General features: G+C 71.7%; 16 protein-coding genes. 13 read left to right on the forward strand and 3 right to left on the reverse strand.

Annotated elements, in window-relative coordinates:
* A partial coding sequence (locus ACTS11_RS21110; RefSeq protein ID WP_442642246.1) for a hypothetical protein occupies positions 1-201 on the forward strand: 201 nt, incomplete at its 5' end.
* Here ACTS11_RS21110 and ACTS11_RS21115 read toward each other — a convergent pair.
* Positions 185-787 carry a LysE family translocator gene (locus ACTS11_RS21115; RefSeq protein WP_442642247.1) on the reverse strand — a complete coding sequence of 201 codons (603 nt, stop codon included), beginning with the start codon at positions 785-787 and terminating at the stop codon, positions 185-187. The two genes, ACTS11_RS21110 and ACTS11_RS21115, sit on opposite strands and share 17 nt — an antisense overlap.
* A gap of 73 nt (positions 788-860) precedes the next feature.
* On the opposite strand from ACTS11_RS21115, the gene ACTS11_RS21120 reads away from it, so the two are divergent.
* Positions 861-1,313, forward strand: coding sequence for an Lrp/AsnC family transcriptional regulator (locus ACTS11_RS21120; protein WP_442642248.1), 453 nt, complete (start codon positions 861-863; stop codon positions 1,311-1,313).
* 280 nt (positions 1,314-1,593) lie between these two features.
* On the opposite strand, the gene ACTS11_RS21125 is transcribed toward ACTS11_RS21120, so the two are convergent.
* Positions 1,594-1,815: a DUF1127 domain-containing protein gene (locus ACTS11_RS21125; RefSeq protein ID WP_442642249.1), complete on the reverse strand. Its 222-nt coding sequence runs from the start codon at positions 1,813-1,815 to the stop codon at positions 1,594-1,596.
* Between the two features lie 193 nt (positions 1,816-2,008).
* Between ACTS11_RS21125 and ACTS11_RS21130 the strand changes: the two genes are divergently transcribed.
* From ACTS11_RS21130 to ACTS11_RS21180, 11 genes are all read left to right on the forward strand, one after another.
* Positions 2,009-3,199: an MFS transporter gene (locus ACTS11_RS21130; RefSeq protein ID WP_442642250.1), complete on the forward strand. Its 1,191-nt coding sequence runs from the start codon at positions 2,009-2,011 to the stop codon at positions 3,197-3,199.
* A 53-nt stretch (positions 3,200-3,252) separates the two neighbouring features.
* Positions 3,253-4,350, forward strand: a complete 1,098-nt coding sequence (locus ACTS11_RS21135) for an Mrp/NBP35 family ATP-binding protein (protein WP_442642251.1) — start codon at positions 3,253-3,255, stop codon at positions 4,348-4,350.
* A 576-nt stretch (positions 4,351-4,926) separates the two neighbouring features.
* Positions 4,927-5,457, forward strand: coding sequence for a division/cell wall cluster transcriptional repressor MraZ (locus ACTS11_RS21140; protein ID WP_442642252.1), 531 nt, complete (start codon positions 4,927-4,929; stop codon positions 5,455-5,457).
* Entirely contained in the window at positions 5,454-6,452 is a 999-nt protein-coding gene (gene rsmH / locus ACTS11_RS21145; protein ID WP_442642253.1) for a 16S rRNA (cytosine(1402)-N(4))-methyltransferase RsmH, read from the forward strand. Before ACTS11_RS21140 ends, rsmH begins: the two co-directional genes overlap by 4 nt.
* Complete coding sequence (gene ftsL / locus ACTS11_RS21150) at positions 6,452-6,808, forward strand: cell division protein FtsL (protein ID WP_442642254.1); 357 nt, start codon at positions 6,452-6,454, stop codon at positions 6,806-6,808. Before rsmH ends, ftsL begins: the two co-directional genes overlap by 1 nt.
* Positions 6,805-8,589, forward strand: coding sequence for a peptidoglycan D,D-transpeptidase FtsI family protein (locus ACTS11_RS21155; protein ID WP_442642255.1), 1,785 nt, complete (start codon positions 6,805-6,807; stop codon positions 8,587-8,589). Before ftsL ends, ACTS11_RS21155 begins: the two co-directional genes overlap by 4 nt.
* Positions 8,590-8,623: 34 nt before the next feature.
* Positions 8,624-10,108, forward strand: coding sequence for a UDP-N-acetylmuramoyl-L-alanyl-D-glutamate--2,6-diaminopimelate ligase (locus ACTS11_RS21160; RefSeq protein WP_442642256.1), 1,485 nt, complete (start codon positions 8,624-8,626; stop codon positions 10,106-10,108).
* The gene (locus ACTS11_RS21165) at positions 10,105-11,532 is read left to right on the forward strand and encodes a UDP-N-acetylmuramoyl-tripeptide--D-alanyl-D-alanine ligase (protein WP_442642257.1); all 1,428 of its coding nucleotides are present in this window, start codon (positions 10,105-10,107) and stop codon (positions 11,530-11,532) included. The genes ACTS11_RS21160 and ACTS11_RS21165 overlap by 4 nt, the downstream gene beginning before the upstream one ends.
* On the forward strand, positions 11,533-12,618 hold the full coding sequence (gene mraY, locus ACTS11_RS21170; protein ID WP_442642258.1) for a phospho-N-acetylmuramoyl-pentapeptide-transferase: 1,086 nt from the start codon (positions 11,533-11,535) through the stop codon (positions 12,616-12,618). It abuts the gene before it with no gap.
* Positions 12,618-13,007: an ACT domain-containing protein gene (locus ACTS11_RS21175; protein ID WP_442642259.1), complete on the forward strand. Its 390-nt coding sequence runs from the start codon at positions 12,618-12,620 to the stop codon at positions 13,005-13,007. Before mraY ends, ACTS11_RS21175 begins: the two co-directional genes overlap by 1 nt.
* Positions 13,004-13,528: an AAA family ATPase gene (locus ACTS11_RS21180; protein ID WP_442642260.1), complete on the forward strand. Its 525-nt coding sequence runs from the start codon at positions 13,004-13,006 to the stop codon at positions 13,526-13,528. The genes ACTS11_RS21175 and ACTS11_RS21180 overlap by 4 nt, the downstream gene beginning before the upstream one ends.
* Here the strand turns inward: ACTS11_RS21180 and ACTS11_RS21185 are convergent.
* A partial coding sequence (locus tag ACTS11_RS21185) for a DUF418 domain-containing protein (protein ID WP_442642261.1) occupies positions 13,507-14,066 on the reverse strand: 560 nt, incomplete at its 5' end. The genes ACTS11_RS21180 and ACTS11_RS21185 overlap by 22 nt on opposite strands.

Raw genomic sequence — 14,066 nt, forward strand, 5'->3', positions numbered from 1 at the left:
CTCGCGCAGGCGCGCCTGATGCTTCTGCAGGGCCGCTACGACCGGCTCGCGCTGATGCGGGGCAAGGGCGCGGCGCGGGCGCTGCTCGGCGCGGCGCGCGCCGCCAACCCCGATTGCGTGATGGTCGACCTCCGCTCCATGCGGTCGCGGACCGTCTCGGGGCCGAGCCGCGACGCCGGGCTGTTCACTCCAGCGACGTGAGCATCGGCCAGAGCGAGGCCACCAGCAGGACCGCCATCGTCACGTTGAAGACGCGCAGCCGCCCCGGCGCCTCGAGCCAGCGGCGCACCTGCGTGCCGCCCCAGGCCCAGACCGTGACCGAGGGCAGGTTCACCGCGGCGAAGACCAGCGCCACGAGGACGGGCCCGAGCAGCGGCGCGTCGGCAGGCGCGTAGTTCGTCTGCGCGTAGATCGCCATGTACCAGGCCTTGGGGTTCACCCACTGGAACGCGGCCGCCTGAAGGAAGGTGAACGGGCGGCCCGTCGCCTCGGCCCTGCCCGGCGGCGCGGCGTTCGCGATCTTCCAGGCGAGCCACAGGAGATAGGCCGCGCTCAGCACCATGAGCGCGGTGCGGAGCCAGGGCAGGGCGGCGAAGAGCCCGAGCAGCCCGAGGCCCACCAGCGCCACCATCACCGCGTGCCCGACGGAAATGCCAAGCATGTGCGGCACCGTCCGCCTCAGCCCGAAATTCGCGCCCGAGGCGAGCAGCATGATGTTGTTCGGCCCCGGCGTGACCGAGGAGGCGAAGGCGAAGACGGCAAGGGCGGCGAGGATGTCGGGCGTCATGGGCCGCAATCTGGGCGACAAACCGCGAAATGAAATTGCAAAATCGTGGGATTCGGCTCAGATTGCGCAATACATGACCGAGATCGACGAGAAGGACCGCCAGATATTGCGCGTCCTCGTGGAGGACGGACGGATCAGCAATCTCGCGCTGGCCGAGCGCGTGGCGCTGAGCCCCTCGGCGACGCTGCGCCGGGTGCAGGCGCTCGAGGCCGCGGGCGTGATCGCGGGCTACCGTGCCGTGCTCGACCCCGCGCGGATGGGGGTGGGCTTCCTCGCCTACATGACCGTCGGCCTCTCGACGCACACGAAGGCGGCGCAGGAGGCCTTCGAGCGCGCGATGCGCGCCGCGCCCGAGGTGCGGGAGTGCCATAACGTGACGGGGACGGTCGAATACCTCCTGCGCGTCGAGGCGGCGGACCTGCCGGCCTACAAGCGCTTCCACACCGACATCCTCGGGGCGCTGCCGCAGCTCGCGACGATCACCACCTATGTGGTGATGGGCTCGCCCAAGGATGAACGGGGGTAGGAGAAAATTGGCGGCGATGCTCAAGGGAGGAGGAGAGCACCGCCGCCAGAACTCGACGCCATAAGGGAGGAGGAGGCGCCGAATTTGGTGTGGCGGCGGACCCAAGGGAGGAGGAGGGTCCACCGCCTGCAGTCACGGCCCCGAGGGAGGAGGAGGGGCCGTTCCCGTGACCCGGCCCCGCGGCCGGGTATTCTGGCGGATGCATCCCGAGGGAGGAGGGGGATGCACCCGCAATTCCCGGGGCCCGAAGGGAGGAGGAGGGCCGCGGGAAATCCTTGTCTCAGTCCACCTTGCCGTAGACCGCTTCGAATGCCGCCTGGCGCAGCATGCTGCGGTTCAGGCCCAGATCGGCGAGTTCGCGGGCGGACAGAGCTTGCAGCTCGTCCAGCGTCCGGCGATACAGCCGCCATGCTGTCCAGGCCTCGGCGGCCTGCTTGCCCATCTCGGCGAAACGTCCGCCGATGGAGAGGCTTGTGGTCCTCTTGCTCGATACGTAAGCCATGTCGTCCTCAAATCTTGCTGCGCGGGTCGGCCCGTTCCGGGACCAGTCGCGAGTGGGAGTGTTCTTCCTCCCCGTTGAGACGAGTAGATAGGGAAATGCTGCGGGTGCACAATAACCGAGCCCTCAATGCTGCCATGCAGAAATTGCATGGGTCGGGCGCCCTTGCGGCGACAGCACCGAAAGCGCTTTGGACGTGATCGCCGGCGGCGCCTTCAAGGATGCGCAGTTCTCGCGCTTCTTTCTGGGCGTCTTCTTCGCCGTGCAGGCGATCTGGGTGCAGCGCGTGACGCTGTCCTGGCTCGCGTGGGAGCGGACGGGCTCGGCCGGGTTCGTGGGGTTCGTCGCGGCCCTCAGCCTCGCGCCCACCATCGTCGCGGGGCCGGTTTTCGGCGTCATGGCCGACCGGGTGAACATCCGCCGGGCGGCGCTGGCGACCAACGGGCTGATGGCGGCGATTCTCGCCACGCTCGCCGTGTCGCTGCCCTTCGTGGGCGCCTGGGGCATCGCGGCGGCGGCGCTCGCCATCGGCCTCGTCTCCTCGGCGCATCATCCCGTGCGCATGTCGCTCGGCCCCCGGCTCGTGGCGCGGGACCTGGTGCAGCACGTCGTCTCGGTCACGGCGCTGAACTTCAACCTCGCGCGGCTCGTGGCGCCGGTCCTCGCCGGGTGGATGATCGCGGGCTTCGGGGCGGGGTTCGCGCTCTGGGTGGCGGTCGCCTGCTATGTGCCCATGCTCCTCGTGCTGCCCTCGCTCCGTCCGCGCGAGCTGCCGCCGCGGGCGCGGGCGCCCTGGGCGACGGAGCTGCGCGAGGGTGTGCGCTTCGCGCTCGACGCGCCGCTGATCCGCGAGGCGCTGCTGCTCACGCTGGTCTTCGCGACGCTGGTGCGCGGCGCGCTCGAGGTGCTGCCGGTGCTGGCCGACGGTGCCTTCGGACAGGGGGCGGCGGGCCTCGGCATGCTGACGGCGGCGGCGGGCGCGGGCGCGGTCCTTGCGGCCTCGGTCAAGTTCCTCGGCTTCGCGGCCTTCGGCGCGCGCATCCCGCCCGCCGTCATCGGGGCGAGCTTCGCGGGCTTTCTCGCCATGGTCGGCATGGGCCTCGCCCCCGCCTGGCCGCTGGCGCTGGCCGCCACCTCCGCGGCGGGTTTCTGCGCGACGTGGTGCGGGGTCAGCCTCCAGGCCGCGATCCAGACCGACCTGCCGGACGATTATCGCGGCCGGGTCATGAGCCTCTGGACGGTCGTGGGCTTCGGCACGGTCGCCCTCGGCGCGGCGCTGATCGGGGGGCTGGCCGAGGTCATGGGGATCGGCCTCGCGCTGGCGGTCGCGGGCGGCCTGGGGGTCGTCCTGCTGGCGGCGTGGCGGCTGGGGGGTGCACGCGCCTGAAACTTGGCATATCTGGCGGGGAAACCCGTCGCGTGCGCAAGGAAGGACCGGACATGACGCAGCCCACCCGCGAGACCATCCTCGAGGCGCTCTCCACCCTGGGCCTGCCGGACGGCGGCGACGTGGTCAGCCGCGACATGGTGCGCGCGCTCAGCGTGCAGGGCGGGCGGGTCTCGTTCATCCTCGAGGCGGACAGCCCCGAGGCGGGCCGGAGGATGGAGCCCGTGCGCCTCGCCGCCGAGCAGGTGGTGCGGCGCATCCCGGGCGTGGAGCAGGTGACGGTCGCGCTGACGGCGCACGGTCCCGCCGCCAAGGCGCCGCCGCCGCGCGCGCCGGCGGGCGAGCCGCCGAGCCTCCAGATCGGGGGGCACATGAAGCCGCAGCAGGGCTCGATGAAACCCTCGGGCGTGCGCCACATCATCGGCATCGGCTCGGGCAAGGGGGGCGTGGGCAAGTCCACCGTCGCCTCGAACCTCGCCGTGGCGCTGGCCCGCCAGGGCCGGCGCGTCGGCCTTCTCGACGCCGACATTTACGGGCCGTCGCAGCCGCGCATGATGGGCGTGAACAAGCGCCCCTCCTCGCCCGACGGCAAGACGATCATCCCGCTCAAGGCGCATGGCGTCACCTGCATGTCGATCGGCTTCATGCTGCCCGAGGAGAAGGCCGTGGTCTGGCGCGGGCCGATGCTGATGGGCGCGCTCCAGCAGATGCTGACGCAGGTGGAGTGGGGGGAGCTCGACATCCTCCTCGTCGACCTGCCTCCCGGAACGGGCGACGTGGCCATGACGCTCTGCCAGCGCTCGGAGGTGACGGGGGCGATCGTGGTCTCCACGCCGCAGGACGTGGCGCTCCTCGATGCGCGCAAGGCGCTCAACATGTTCGAGCTCCTGAAAACGCCGGTTCTGGGCCTGATCGAGAACATGGGCGTCTATCACTGCCCCAAGTGCGGCCACGAGGAGCATATCTTCGGCCAGGGCGGCGTGAAGGCCGAGGCCGACCGGCTGGGCCTGCCCTTCCTCGGCTCGCTGCCCATCGACCTCGAGACGCGGATCGCGGGCGACGCGGGCACGCCCGTCGCCGCCGGGGACGGCCCCATGGCCGAGGCCTATGCCGCGCTCGCCCGCCGCTTCATCGCGGGCGGGATGGCCTGAACCGAGGCTTCCTGACCGGCCGCGTGGGGTGATTCGTCCCCCTCGGAGGGCGTGAAAGGCCCGTTTCGGGTGTTCCGCCCGGATTTTTTCGCCATTTTCTTCCACGGCTGGGGAATTCTCTCCCACGGCCGCTGTGGCCCCATATCTTGCGGCCTTTTCGCCCCTATCCACCACTCCTCGCCATTGCGGGACCATGCGGACCCATGGGGCGGGCGTGTTCCCTGCGGACTTTGGCGCTCGGTGGCGGAAATTCCCGAAAAAAGGTGTTGATTGGGAGAAATTCCCGTGGCACATCTTGTTCATCGGCAAACGAGATCGAAAGACGGGCCGCAAAGGCCCGCACCAAAAACAAAAAACGGCAGTTTCATACAGGCAATCTCGAACGCCAGAACAAAGAGATCCGGCGCGCAAGCGAGCAGACATCCCCCCAGGTGGCCTGCGCAGTCGGACACCCAGCGATGGGACGAGGGCGGCGGATTGAGCAGTGGCAGCTTGCTCAATCCGCCGTTTCCGTTCCCGGAGCCCGAATAAGGCCGAAAAACGGCGAAAAGAAGGCGCCATGGAAGGCGAACGCACGTGGAGAGCAGGTTTCAGGGCGAAAGCCTGAACAAACTGGACGGGAAAGGCCGGATCTCGCTTCCGGCCAAGTTCCGTCGTGCGCTCCAGGCCGGCGACAGCCGCTGCGGTCCCGGCGGCGCCGCGCGCCTCTACATCGCCTACGGAAACCCCACGACCGATTTCGTCGAGTGCCTGTCGGGCGACTACTACGACGACCTCGTGGCGCGCATCGAGGCGATGGACGACGGCGAGGAGGAGCGCGAGCTCCTCGAATATCTCTACTTCGTGAAGTGCGACGAGGTCGGCGTGGACGATACCGGCCGTTTCGTCCTGCCGCCCGCGGCCCGCGACAAGCTCGACCTCGACGGCGAGGCGCTGTTCCAGGGCAAGGGGCAGAAGTTCCACATCCTGAAGCCGGCAGACGGGGAGGCCGCCGACGCCAGGGCCCTGAAGATGCTGGAGAAACTCAGTGGCGGAAAAGAATTCTTCAATCCCGTGTCGCTTGCCAACCGGAAGCGCGCCGCTCTGGCCGACGCCGATGACGCATGACGGGCTCCGGGGCGGAAACACCGCATGCGCCGGTCCTTCTTGGGCCGCTCCTGAGGGCCGTCGCCCCGATTTCTGGCGTGTGGCTCGATGGAACCTTCGGCGCTGGTGGCTACGCCCGTGGATTGCTTGAGGCGGGGGCGGATGTCGTGATCGGGGTGGACCGCGACCCGCTCGCCTTCGAGATGGCCGCGCCCTGGGCCGGGGCGTGGGGGGATCGGCTGATCCTCGTTCGCGGCACCTTCTCCGAACTCGACGCGCATGCGGCGCAGGCGGGGCATCCCGCGCTCGACGGCGTGACGCTCGATCTGGGCGTCTCCTCGATGCAGCTCGACCGGGCCGAGCGTGGCTTCTCCTTCCTGCGCGACGGGCCGCTCGACATGCGGATGGGGCAGGCGGGGCTTTCCGCCGAGGACATCGTCAACGACGCGCCCGAGGCGCTCCTGGCCGACATCCTCTTCCACTACGGCGAGGAGCGGGCCGCGCGCCGCATCGCGCGCGCCATCGTCGCCGAGCGCGCGAAGGGTCGGATCGTCTCCACGCTCCAACTGGCGGGAATCGTTGAATCCTGCCTGCCGCGCAAGAAGCCGGGGCAGAGCCATCCCGCGACGCGGAGCTTCCAGGCGATCCGCATCGCGGTGAACGACGAACTGGGCCAGCTCGCGGAGGCGCTGGCCGCCGCCGAGCGCGCCCTGAAGCCCGGCGGCAGGCTCGCCGTGGTGACATTCCATTCGATCGAAGACCGGATCGTGAAGAGGTACCTCGCGGAGCGCGCCTCGGCCGGTGGCAGTGGTTCACGCCACGCACCGGCCGAGGCGCAACGTGAGCCGGGCTTCGTGCTGACGCCGAAGAAGGCGATCGCCGCCGACGAGGACGAGGTGGCCGGCAACCCGCGCGCCCGCTCCGCGAAGCTGCGCGTGGCGACGCGGACGGAGGCGCCCGCCGCGCCCGTCGATCCCGCGCGCCTCGGCCTGCCGCAGGTGGGGGGGCTTCACTGATGCGCGGCTTTCCCCTGTTTCTCGCGGCGCTCGCCGTCATCGGCCTCGGCTACTGGGCCTATCACCAGACGATCCTGACGCAGGAGACGATCCGCGAGGTCGAGCGTCTGCAGGCCGGGATCGGCGCCGAGCGCGAGCGCCTCGCCGTGCTGCGCGCCGAATGGGCCTATCTCAACCGGCCCGACCGCCTGCGCGAGCTCGCCGACTTCAACTTCGACCGGCTCGGCCTCCTGCCGATGGTGCCCGAGCAGTTCGGCCTTCTGGCCGAGTTGCCCATGCCGCGACCGCCCGAGGAGATCGCGGACGACGACCTCCTCCTCGGCAGCGCCTCGACCGCGGAGGGTCAGGCGCCGTGATCCGCACGCCCCTCCGCCCGCTCGCCCGCGTGATCGAGGCTCGCCAGAAGGGCGAGAACCCCGATGCGATCGAGCGCGAGAACCTGCGCCTCCGCCACGAGGCGCAGCGCGACCGGATGCGGGTGCGCGCAGAAAGCCGCCTCCTCCTCGTCGCGATCTGCTTTCTGATGGGGTTCGGCGCGGTCGGCACCAAGATGGCGGCGCTCGCCACGTCCGAGGCGGAGGAGCCGCGCGTCGCCGTCTCCGGCAGCTCGATCCTGAACACCCGCGCCGACATCGTGGACCGGCAGGGGCGGGTGCTGGCGACCAACTTCGCGACGAACGCGCTCTATGCCCACCCGCACGAGATCGTCGATCCGCGCGCCGCCGCCGACGGGCTCGCCGCGATCTTTCCCGACCTCGACGCCGAGGCGCTCCATCGCCGCTTCACCTCGGATAGCCGCTTCATCTGGCTCCGCCGCTACATCTCGCCCGAGCAGGAGCAACTGGTCCACGACCTCGGCGAGCCCGGCCTGCTCTTCGGGCCGCGCGAGATGCGGCTCTACCCGAACGGCGCGGTCGCGGCGCATGTGCTGGGCGGCGCGGGCTTCGGGCAGGAGGCGGTGAACGCCGCCGAGATCGTCGGCGTCGCGGGCGTCGAGGCGCGTTTCGACGACATCCTGCGCGACCCCGCACGCGACGGGCCGCTGGAACTGTCGCTCGACCTGACGGTGCAGGCCGCGGTCGAGGAGGTTCTGGCTGGCGGCATGGCGCTGATGAACGCGTCCGCCGCCTCGGCCGTCCTGATGCATGCCGAGACGGGCGAGATCGTCGCGATGGCGAGCCTGCCGGACTTCGACCCGAACGCCCGGCCCCGCCCGCTGACGGAGGGCGACCAGGGCGACAGCCCGCTCTTCAACCGCGCGCTTCAGGGCGTCTACGAACTCGGCTCGGTCTTCAAGACCTTCACCGTCGCGCAGGCGCTGGAGGAGGGGCTGGTCGATCTCGACGACGTGCTCGACACCCGCGGGCCGATGCGGATCTCGCGCTTCTCGATCACGGACTTCCGCAGCCGCGGGCCCGAGCAGAGCGTCTTCGAGATCTTCACCCATTCCTCGAACATCGGCACCGCGCGGATCGCGCAGCTGATCGGCGGCGAGCGGCAGCGCGCCTTCCTCGACCGGTTGGGTCTGCTGGAACCCACGCGTCTCGAGATGGTCGAGGCGCCGAGCGGCCGGCCGCTCTTTCCCGACCGCTGGGGCGAGGTCTCGACGCTGACGATCTCCTACGGCCACGGCATCTCCACCTCGCCGGTGCACCTGGCGGCGGCCTATGCCGCGATGGTCAACGGCGGCACGCTGGTGACGCCCACGCTTCTCCGCCGGACGGGACCGATGGAGCCCGGCGCGCGCGTCATCTCGCCCGAGACGAGCGCGCTGATGCGCGGCCTCCTGCGCGCCACCGTGACGGAGGGCACGGCGAGCTTCGGCGAGGTCGAGGGCTACGCCGTCGGCGGCAAGACCGGCTCGGCCGAGATGCCGCGCACCCGCGGCGGCGGCTACTACGAGGACCGCAACATCAATACCTTCGCGGCCGTCTTTCCCGCGCACGACCCCGAATACGTGCTGGTGACGACGCTCTACGAGCCGACCGAGACCTCGGGCCCCGAGCCGCGCCGCACCGCTGGCTGGACCACCGTTCCCGTCGCCGCCGAGGTGATCCGGCGGGTCGCGCCCCTCCTCGGTCTCCGGCCCGAGATTGAACCCGCCCCCGAAGTTCAGCTATCCAGCAGTTCGAACTGACCGCGGGGGGCGCGGTCGGCCCCCGGAGTGCCGCATGACGACGACCGGAAAGACGCTCTCGCAACTGGGACTGCCGGTGCAGGGCGGCGCGGACGTCACCGTGACGGGCCTCGCCATCGACAGCCGCAAGGTCGGGCGCGGGACGCTCTTCGCGGCGCTTCCCGGCACGCGCGTCCACGGCGCGACCTTCATCGCCAAGGCGCTGGCCGACGGGGCCGCCGCGGTCCTGACCGACCGCGAGGGCGCCGCGCTGGCCGCCGGGGCGCTGGGCGAGAGCGGCGCCGCGCTGATCGTGGCCGAGGACGCGCGCGCGACGCTGGCCCATGCCGCCGCGCTCTGGTTCGGGCCGGGGCCCGAGACGCTGGTGGCCGTCACCGGGACCAACGGCAAGACCAGCGTGGCGAGCTTCACGCGCCAGATCTGGGAGCTTCTGGGCCACCGCGCGGTCAACGTCGGCACGACAGGGGTGGAGGGCAGCTTTTCCGCCCCCGGCGTCCACACCACGCCCGACGCGCTGACGCTCCAGTCGCTGCTGGCGCGGATCAAGGCCGACGGGATCGACCGCGTGGCGATGGAGGCCTCGTCCCACGGGCTCGACCAGCGGCGGATGGAGGCGGTCGAGCCCTGCGCCGCCGCCTTCACCAACCTCACGCAGGACCACCTCGACTACCACGGCACGATGGAGGCCTATTTCGAGGCCAAGCTCCGCCTCTTCACCGAGCTCCTGCCCGAGGAGGGCGTGGCCGTCGTGAACGTCGACGACCCCTACGGCCAGCGCGTCGCCGACATCGTCGAGGCGCGCGGCTCGGAGGTGATCGGCGTCGCGCAATACGCCGAGGCGGCGGAGCTGAAGATCGCCGGGCGGCGGCTGGACGAGAGGGGTCAGGACCTCCTCGTGCAGGCCTGGGGGCGCCCGGTGCGCCTGCGCCTGCCGCTCATCGGCGCCTTCCAGGCGATGAACGTGCTGACGGCGGCGGGCCTCGCCATCGCCGCCGGGGAGGAGCCGGACGCCGTCTTCGGCGTCCTGTCGCGGCTGACCGGCGTGCGGGGGCGGATGCAGCTTGCGGGCGTGCGGGCGAACGGCGCGCCGGTCTATGTCGACTACGCGCACACGCCCGACGCGCTGGAGAACGCGCTGAAGGCGCTCCGGCCCCATGTCCTCGGCCGTCTCCACGTCGTCTTCGGGGCGGGCGGCGACCGCGACCGGGGCAAGCGCCCGCTCATGGGGCAGGCGGCGGCGGCCCACGCGGACGTGGTGATCGTGACCGACGACAACCCCCGCTCGGAGGACCCCGCCACGATCCGCGCCGCGATCCTCCAGGGCTGCCCCGAGGCGACCGAGGTGGGCGACCGGGCCGAGGCGATCCTGCGCGCGGTCGATGCGCTCGAGGCGGGCGACGCGCTGCTGATCGCGGGCAAGGGGCACGAGACGGGGCAGCAGGTGGGCGACGTGGTCTATCCCTTCGACGACGTGGAACAGGCGAGCGTGGCGGTCGCCGCGCTGGAGGGCAAGGCATGAGGGCGACGCTCTGGACATCGGCCGAGGCCGAGGCCGCGACGGGCGGCAAGGCGGGCGGCGCCTGGGAGGCGCAGGGCGTCTCCATCGACAGCCGGACGGTGGCGCCGGGCGACCTCTTCGTGGCGCTCGCCGCCGCGCGGGACGGGCACGACTTCGTCGCCGACGCGCTGGCGAAGGGCGCGGCGGCGGCGATGGTGTCGCGCGTGCCGGAGGGGCTGGACCCCGCGCGCCTCCTGATCGTGGAGGATGTGCTCGGCGCGCTCGTCGCGCTCGGCGGCGCGGCCCGGGCGCGGACGGGGGCGAAGGTCATCGCCGTCACGGGCTCGGTCGGAAAGACCACCGTGAAGGAGATGCTGCGTGCCGCCCTGTCCCCGCAGGGCCGAACCCACGCGGCCGAGGCGAGCTACAACAACCATTGGGGCGTGCCGCTGACGCTGGCGCGGATGCCCGCCGACACCGAGTTCGCCGTCATCGAGATCGGCATGAACCATCCCGGCGAGATCGCGCCGCTCGCGCGCATGGCGCGCCCCGACGTGGCCATCGTCACCACGGTCGCGCCCGCGCATCTCGAGGCCTTCGGCGTGATCGAGGGCATCGCGCACGAGAAGGCCTCGATCTACGAGGGGCTCGCCCCGGGCGGCATCGCGCTCGCCCATGCCGATGTCGAGACGGCGCCGATCCTCTTCGACAAGGCCCGCGCCGTCGGCGCGCGCCTGATCCGCTTCGGCGAGGCGGAGGGGGCGGAGATGCGCCTGACCGAGGTGCGTCTCTCGGACACGAGCACGGTCGTCCGCGCGCGGATGGCGGGGGAGGAGCGTCTCTTCAAGCTCGCCGTGCCGGGTCGGCACCAGGCGATGAACGCGCTCATCGCGCTCTCGGCCTGCGAGGCGGTCGGCGCCGATGTGGCGGAGGCGGCGATCGCGCTCGCCAACTGGTCGCCGCCCTCGGGGCGGGGCACGCGCGAGCGGATCGACCTCGGCCGGACGGGCGAGATCGTGATCGAGCTGATCGACGACGCCTTCAACGCCAATCCCGCCTCGCTCGCCGCGGGGCTCGACGTGCTGGCCGCCGCCGAGCCCGAGGGCGGCGGGCGGCGCGTCGCGGTCCTCGGCGACATGCTGGAACTCGGCCCCGAGGCGCCCGAGATCCACGCCGGCATCGCCGACCTGCCCGCCATGGCGCGGATCGACGTGGTCCACACCGCGGGCCCGCTGATGGAGCACCTGCACCTCGCGCTGCCGGCCTCGCGCCGGGGCCGTCACGGCGAGGACGCGGCCGAGCTGGCCCGCCTCCTGCCGCGCGACCTGCGCATGGGCGACGTCGTGCTCGTGAAGGGCTCCAAGGGGAGCCGCGTGTCAGGCGTGGTTGACGCGCTGAGGAAACTCGGGCAAGCGAGGCCCGGCAATTCCCGAGGGTCCCTCTGAATGCTGTTCTGGCTGAGCGAGCTGTCCGATGGCGGCGATTTCTTCAATCTTTTCCGCTACATCACGTTTCGCGCCGGGGGCGCCTTCTTCACCGCGCTGATCTTCGGCTTCCTCTTCGGGCGTCCGCTGATCAACGCGCTCCGGCGCAAGTACGCGGCCGGCCAGCCGATCCGCGAGGACGGCCCGGCGCATCACATCGCGACCAAGGCCGGCACGCCGACGATGGGGGGGCTGCTCATCCTCGCGGCGCTGACGCTCTCGACGCTGATGTGGGCGCGGCTCGACAACCCCTATGTCTGGATGGTCCTCGGCGTGACGGTGGCCTTCGGGCTCCTCGGCTTCTCCGACGACTGGGCCAAGGTCAGCCGGCGCAGCTCCAAGGGCGTGTCGGGCAAGGTGCGGCTGGCCATCGGCTTCGCCATCGCCGCCGTCGCGGCCGTCGCGGCCACCTACGTGCACCCGGCCGAGCTGTCCTCGCAGCTTGCCGTGCCGGTTTTCAAGGATGTGCTCTTCAACCTCGGCTGGGTCTTCATCCCCTTCGCCATGTTCGTGATCGTGGGTTCGGCCAACGCGGTGAACCTGACGGACGGTCTCGACGGGCTCGCCATCATGCCGGTGATGATCGCGGCCGGGACGCTCGGCGTGATCGCCTACGCGGTGGGCCGGGTCGACTTCACCGAGTACCTCGACGTCCACTACGTGCCGGGAACGGGCGAGCTCCTGATCTTCACCGCCGGGCTCATCGGCGGGGGCCTCGGCTTCCTGTGGTACAACGCGCCGCCCGCCGCCGTCTTCATGGGCGACACCGGCAGCCTCGCGCTCGGCGGGGCGCTCGGCGCCATCGCGGTGGCGACCAAGCACGAGATCGTGCTGGCCATCGTCGGCGGCCTCTTCGTGGCCGAGGCGGTCAGCGTGATCGTGCAGGTCGCCTACTTCAAGGCCACCGGCAAGCGCGTCTTCCTGATGGCGCCGATCCACCACCATTTCGAGAAGAAGGGCTGGGCCGAGCCGCAGGTGGTGATCCGCTTCTGGATCATCTCGCTGATCCTCGCGCTGATCGGGCTGGCCACGCTCAAGCTCCGCTGATGCCGCCGGTCCGCGACCGGTCCGCGATGATCCGGGGCATGGCCCCGGTGCGGCGCGAGGGGGCCTATGTCTTCGCGACGCTGCCCGCCGCGCCAGAGGGCGCCATCGCCACCTTCGCCGAGGCCGAGGGCCTGTCGGTGATCCTGCCGCTCGAGGCGGCGCGGGAGGCGGGTCTCGACGTGTCGCTGCCCATGGCCTGCCTCACGCTCACCGTGCATTCCGCGCTCGACGGCGTGGGCCTGACGGCCGCCGTCGCGGGCGCGCTGGCCGGGGCGGGCATCCCCTGCAACATGGTCGCGGCCTTCCGCCACGACCACGCCTTCATCCCCGAGGACCGCGCGGAGGAGGCGCTGGCGATCCTCCACGCCCTGTCGCGGTCGGAGGGATGAGCGGGAAGCTGATCCTGCTCACCGGCTGCTCGGGCGGGGGGAAGTCGACGCTGCTCGCGGCCCTCGCCGGACGCGGCTTCGCCACCGTGGAGGAGCCGGGCCGCCGGGTGATCCGGGCGGGCGGGCCGACGCCGTGGGACGACCTGCCCGGCTTTCTGCGCGCCTGCCTCGACCTCGCGGAGGCCGATCTTGCGCGCGCGGCCGGATACGCGGGGCCGGTCTTCTTCGACCGCGGCGCGATCGACGCGGTCTCGGGCCTCGATGAGCTGGGCGCGCCCGTGCCCGCCGCGCCGCTCTCGCGCTGCCGCTACGACGCGGCGCTGCTCGCGCCACCCTGGCCCGAGCTCTTCGGCCAGGATGCGGAGCGTCGCCACGGCTGGGACGCGGCAGTGGCGGAATACGACCGGCTCGCGCGCGATCTGCCGCGCTACGGATACGCGCCCCGCCTCCTGCCGCGCGCCCCGGTGGCGGAGCGCGCGGACTGGGTGGAGGCCTGGCTTCAGGACCGCGCCGCCCCGTAGGTGATCCGCCGCAGGACCGCCTCGAACGGCCCGGTGCGGAAGACCCGGAGCCAGAGGCGGAGGATCAGGTCCACGGTGAAAGCCACGAGGATCGCGAGGGCCACCAGCTCCGCCAGCCCGAACCGGCCGTGGAGGCCGAGACCGATGCCGTTGAAGATCAGCCCCGCGACGATGCCCTGCAGGATGTAGCCCGAGAGCGAGGCGCGCCCCATGCCGGGATCGCCCGCGCGCCCCGTCCGCGCGAGGCGCACCGTCGCCCAGAGGTAGACCGAGGCGAGCGCCGGGCTGCCGAGCGCGAGGCAGGCCCATCCGGCGGCCGAGACCCAGGGCTGGAGGCCGGTCGACGTCGCCGCGGCGGCATAGGCGGCGTTCGCGGGCACCGCCACGAGGAGGAGCCAGGGGATCGCGCGCTCGACGCGGGCGAAGGCGGCGCTCCCCGGCTCGAGAAAGCCGTGGCGATGGGCCAGAAGCCCGAGCGCGAAGGCCCCGAGCGCCAGCGGCCCGTTGAAGAGGAGGACGGCGGGGAAGGCGAGCGTCC

The organism is Roseicyclus sp., from assembly GCF_052168335.1.
Lineage (GTDB): Bacteria > Pseudomonadota > Alphaproteobacteria > Rhodobacterales > Rhodobacteraceae > Roseibacterium.

Excerpts from the sequence above, each read along its gene's own strand:
- rsmH (WP_442642253.1), top strand. The coding sequence starts at position 5,454 with ATGACGGGCTCCGGGGCGGAAACACCGCATGCGCCGGTCCTTCTTGGG.
- ACTS11_RS21115 (WP_442642247.1), bottom strand. The coding sequence starts at position 787 with ATGACGCCCGACATCCTCGCCGCCCTTGCCGTCTTCGCCTTCGCCTCC.
- mraY (WP_442642258.1), top strand. The coding sequence starts at position 11,533 with ATGCTGTTCTGGCTGAGCGAGCTGTCCGATGGCGGCGATTTCTTCAAT.
- ACTS11_RS21120 (WP_442642248.1), top strand. The coding sequence starts at position 861 with ATGACCGAGATCGACGAGAAGGACCGCCAGATATTGCGCGTCCTCGTG.
- ACTS11_RS21165 (WP_442642257.1), top strand. The coding sequence starts at position 10,105 with ATGAGGGCGACGCTCTGGACATCGGCCGAGGCCGAGGCCGCGACGGGC.
- ftsL (WP_442642254.1), top strand. The coding sequence starts at position 6,452 with ATGCGCGGCTTTCCCCTGTTTCTCGCGGCGCTCGCCGTCATCGGCCTC.
- ACTS11_RS21135 (WP_442642251.1), top strand. The coding sequence starts at position 3,253 with ATGACGCAGCCCACCCGCGAGACCATCCTCGAGGCGCTCTCCACCCTG.
- ACTS11_RS21125 (WP_442642249.1), bottom strand. The coding sequence starts at position 1,815 with ATGGCTTACGTATCGAGCAAGAGGACCACAAGCCTCTCCATCGGCGGA.
- ACTS11_RS21160 (WP_442642256.1), top strand. The coding sequence starts at position 8,624 with ATGACGACGACCGGAAAGACGCTCTCGCAACTGGGACTGCCGGTGCAG.
- ACTS11_RS21175 (WP_442642259.1), top strand. The coding sequence starts at position 12,618 with ATGCCGCCGGTCCGCGACCGGTCCGCGATGATCCGGGGCATGGCCCCG.
- ACTS11_RS21180 (WP_442642260.1), top strand. The coding sequence starts at position 13,004 with ATGAGCGGGAAGCTGATCCTGCTCACCGGCTGCTCGGGCGGGGGGAAG.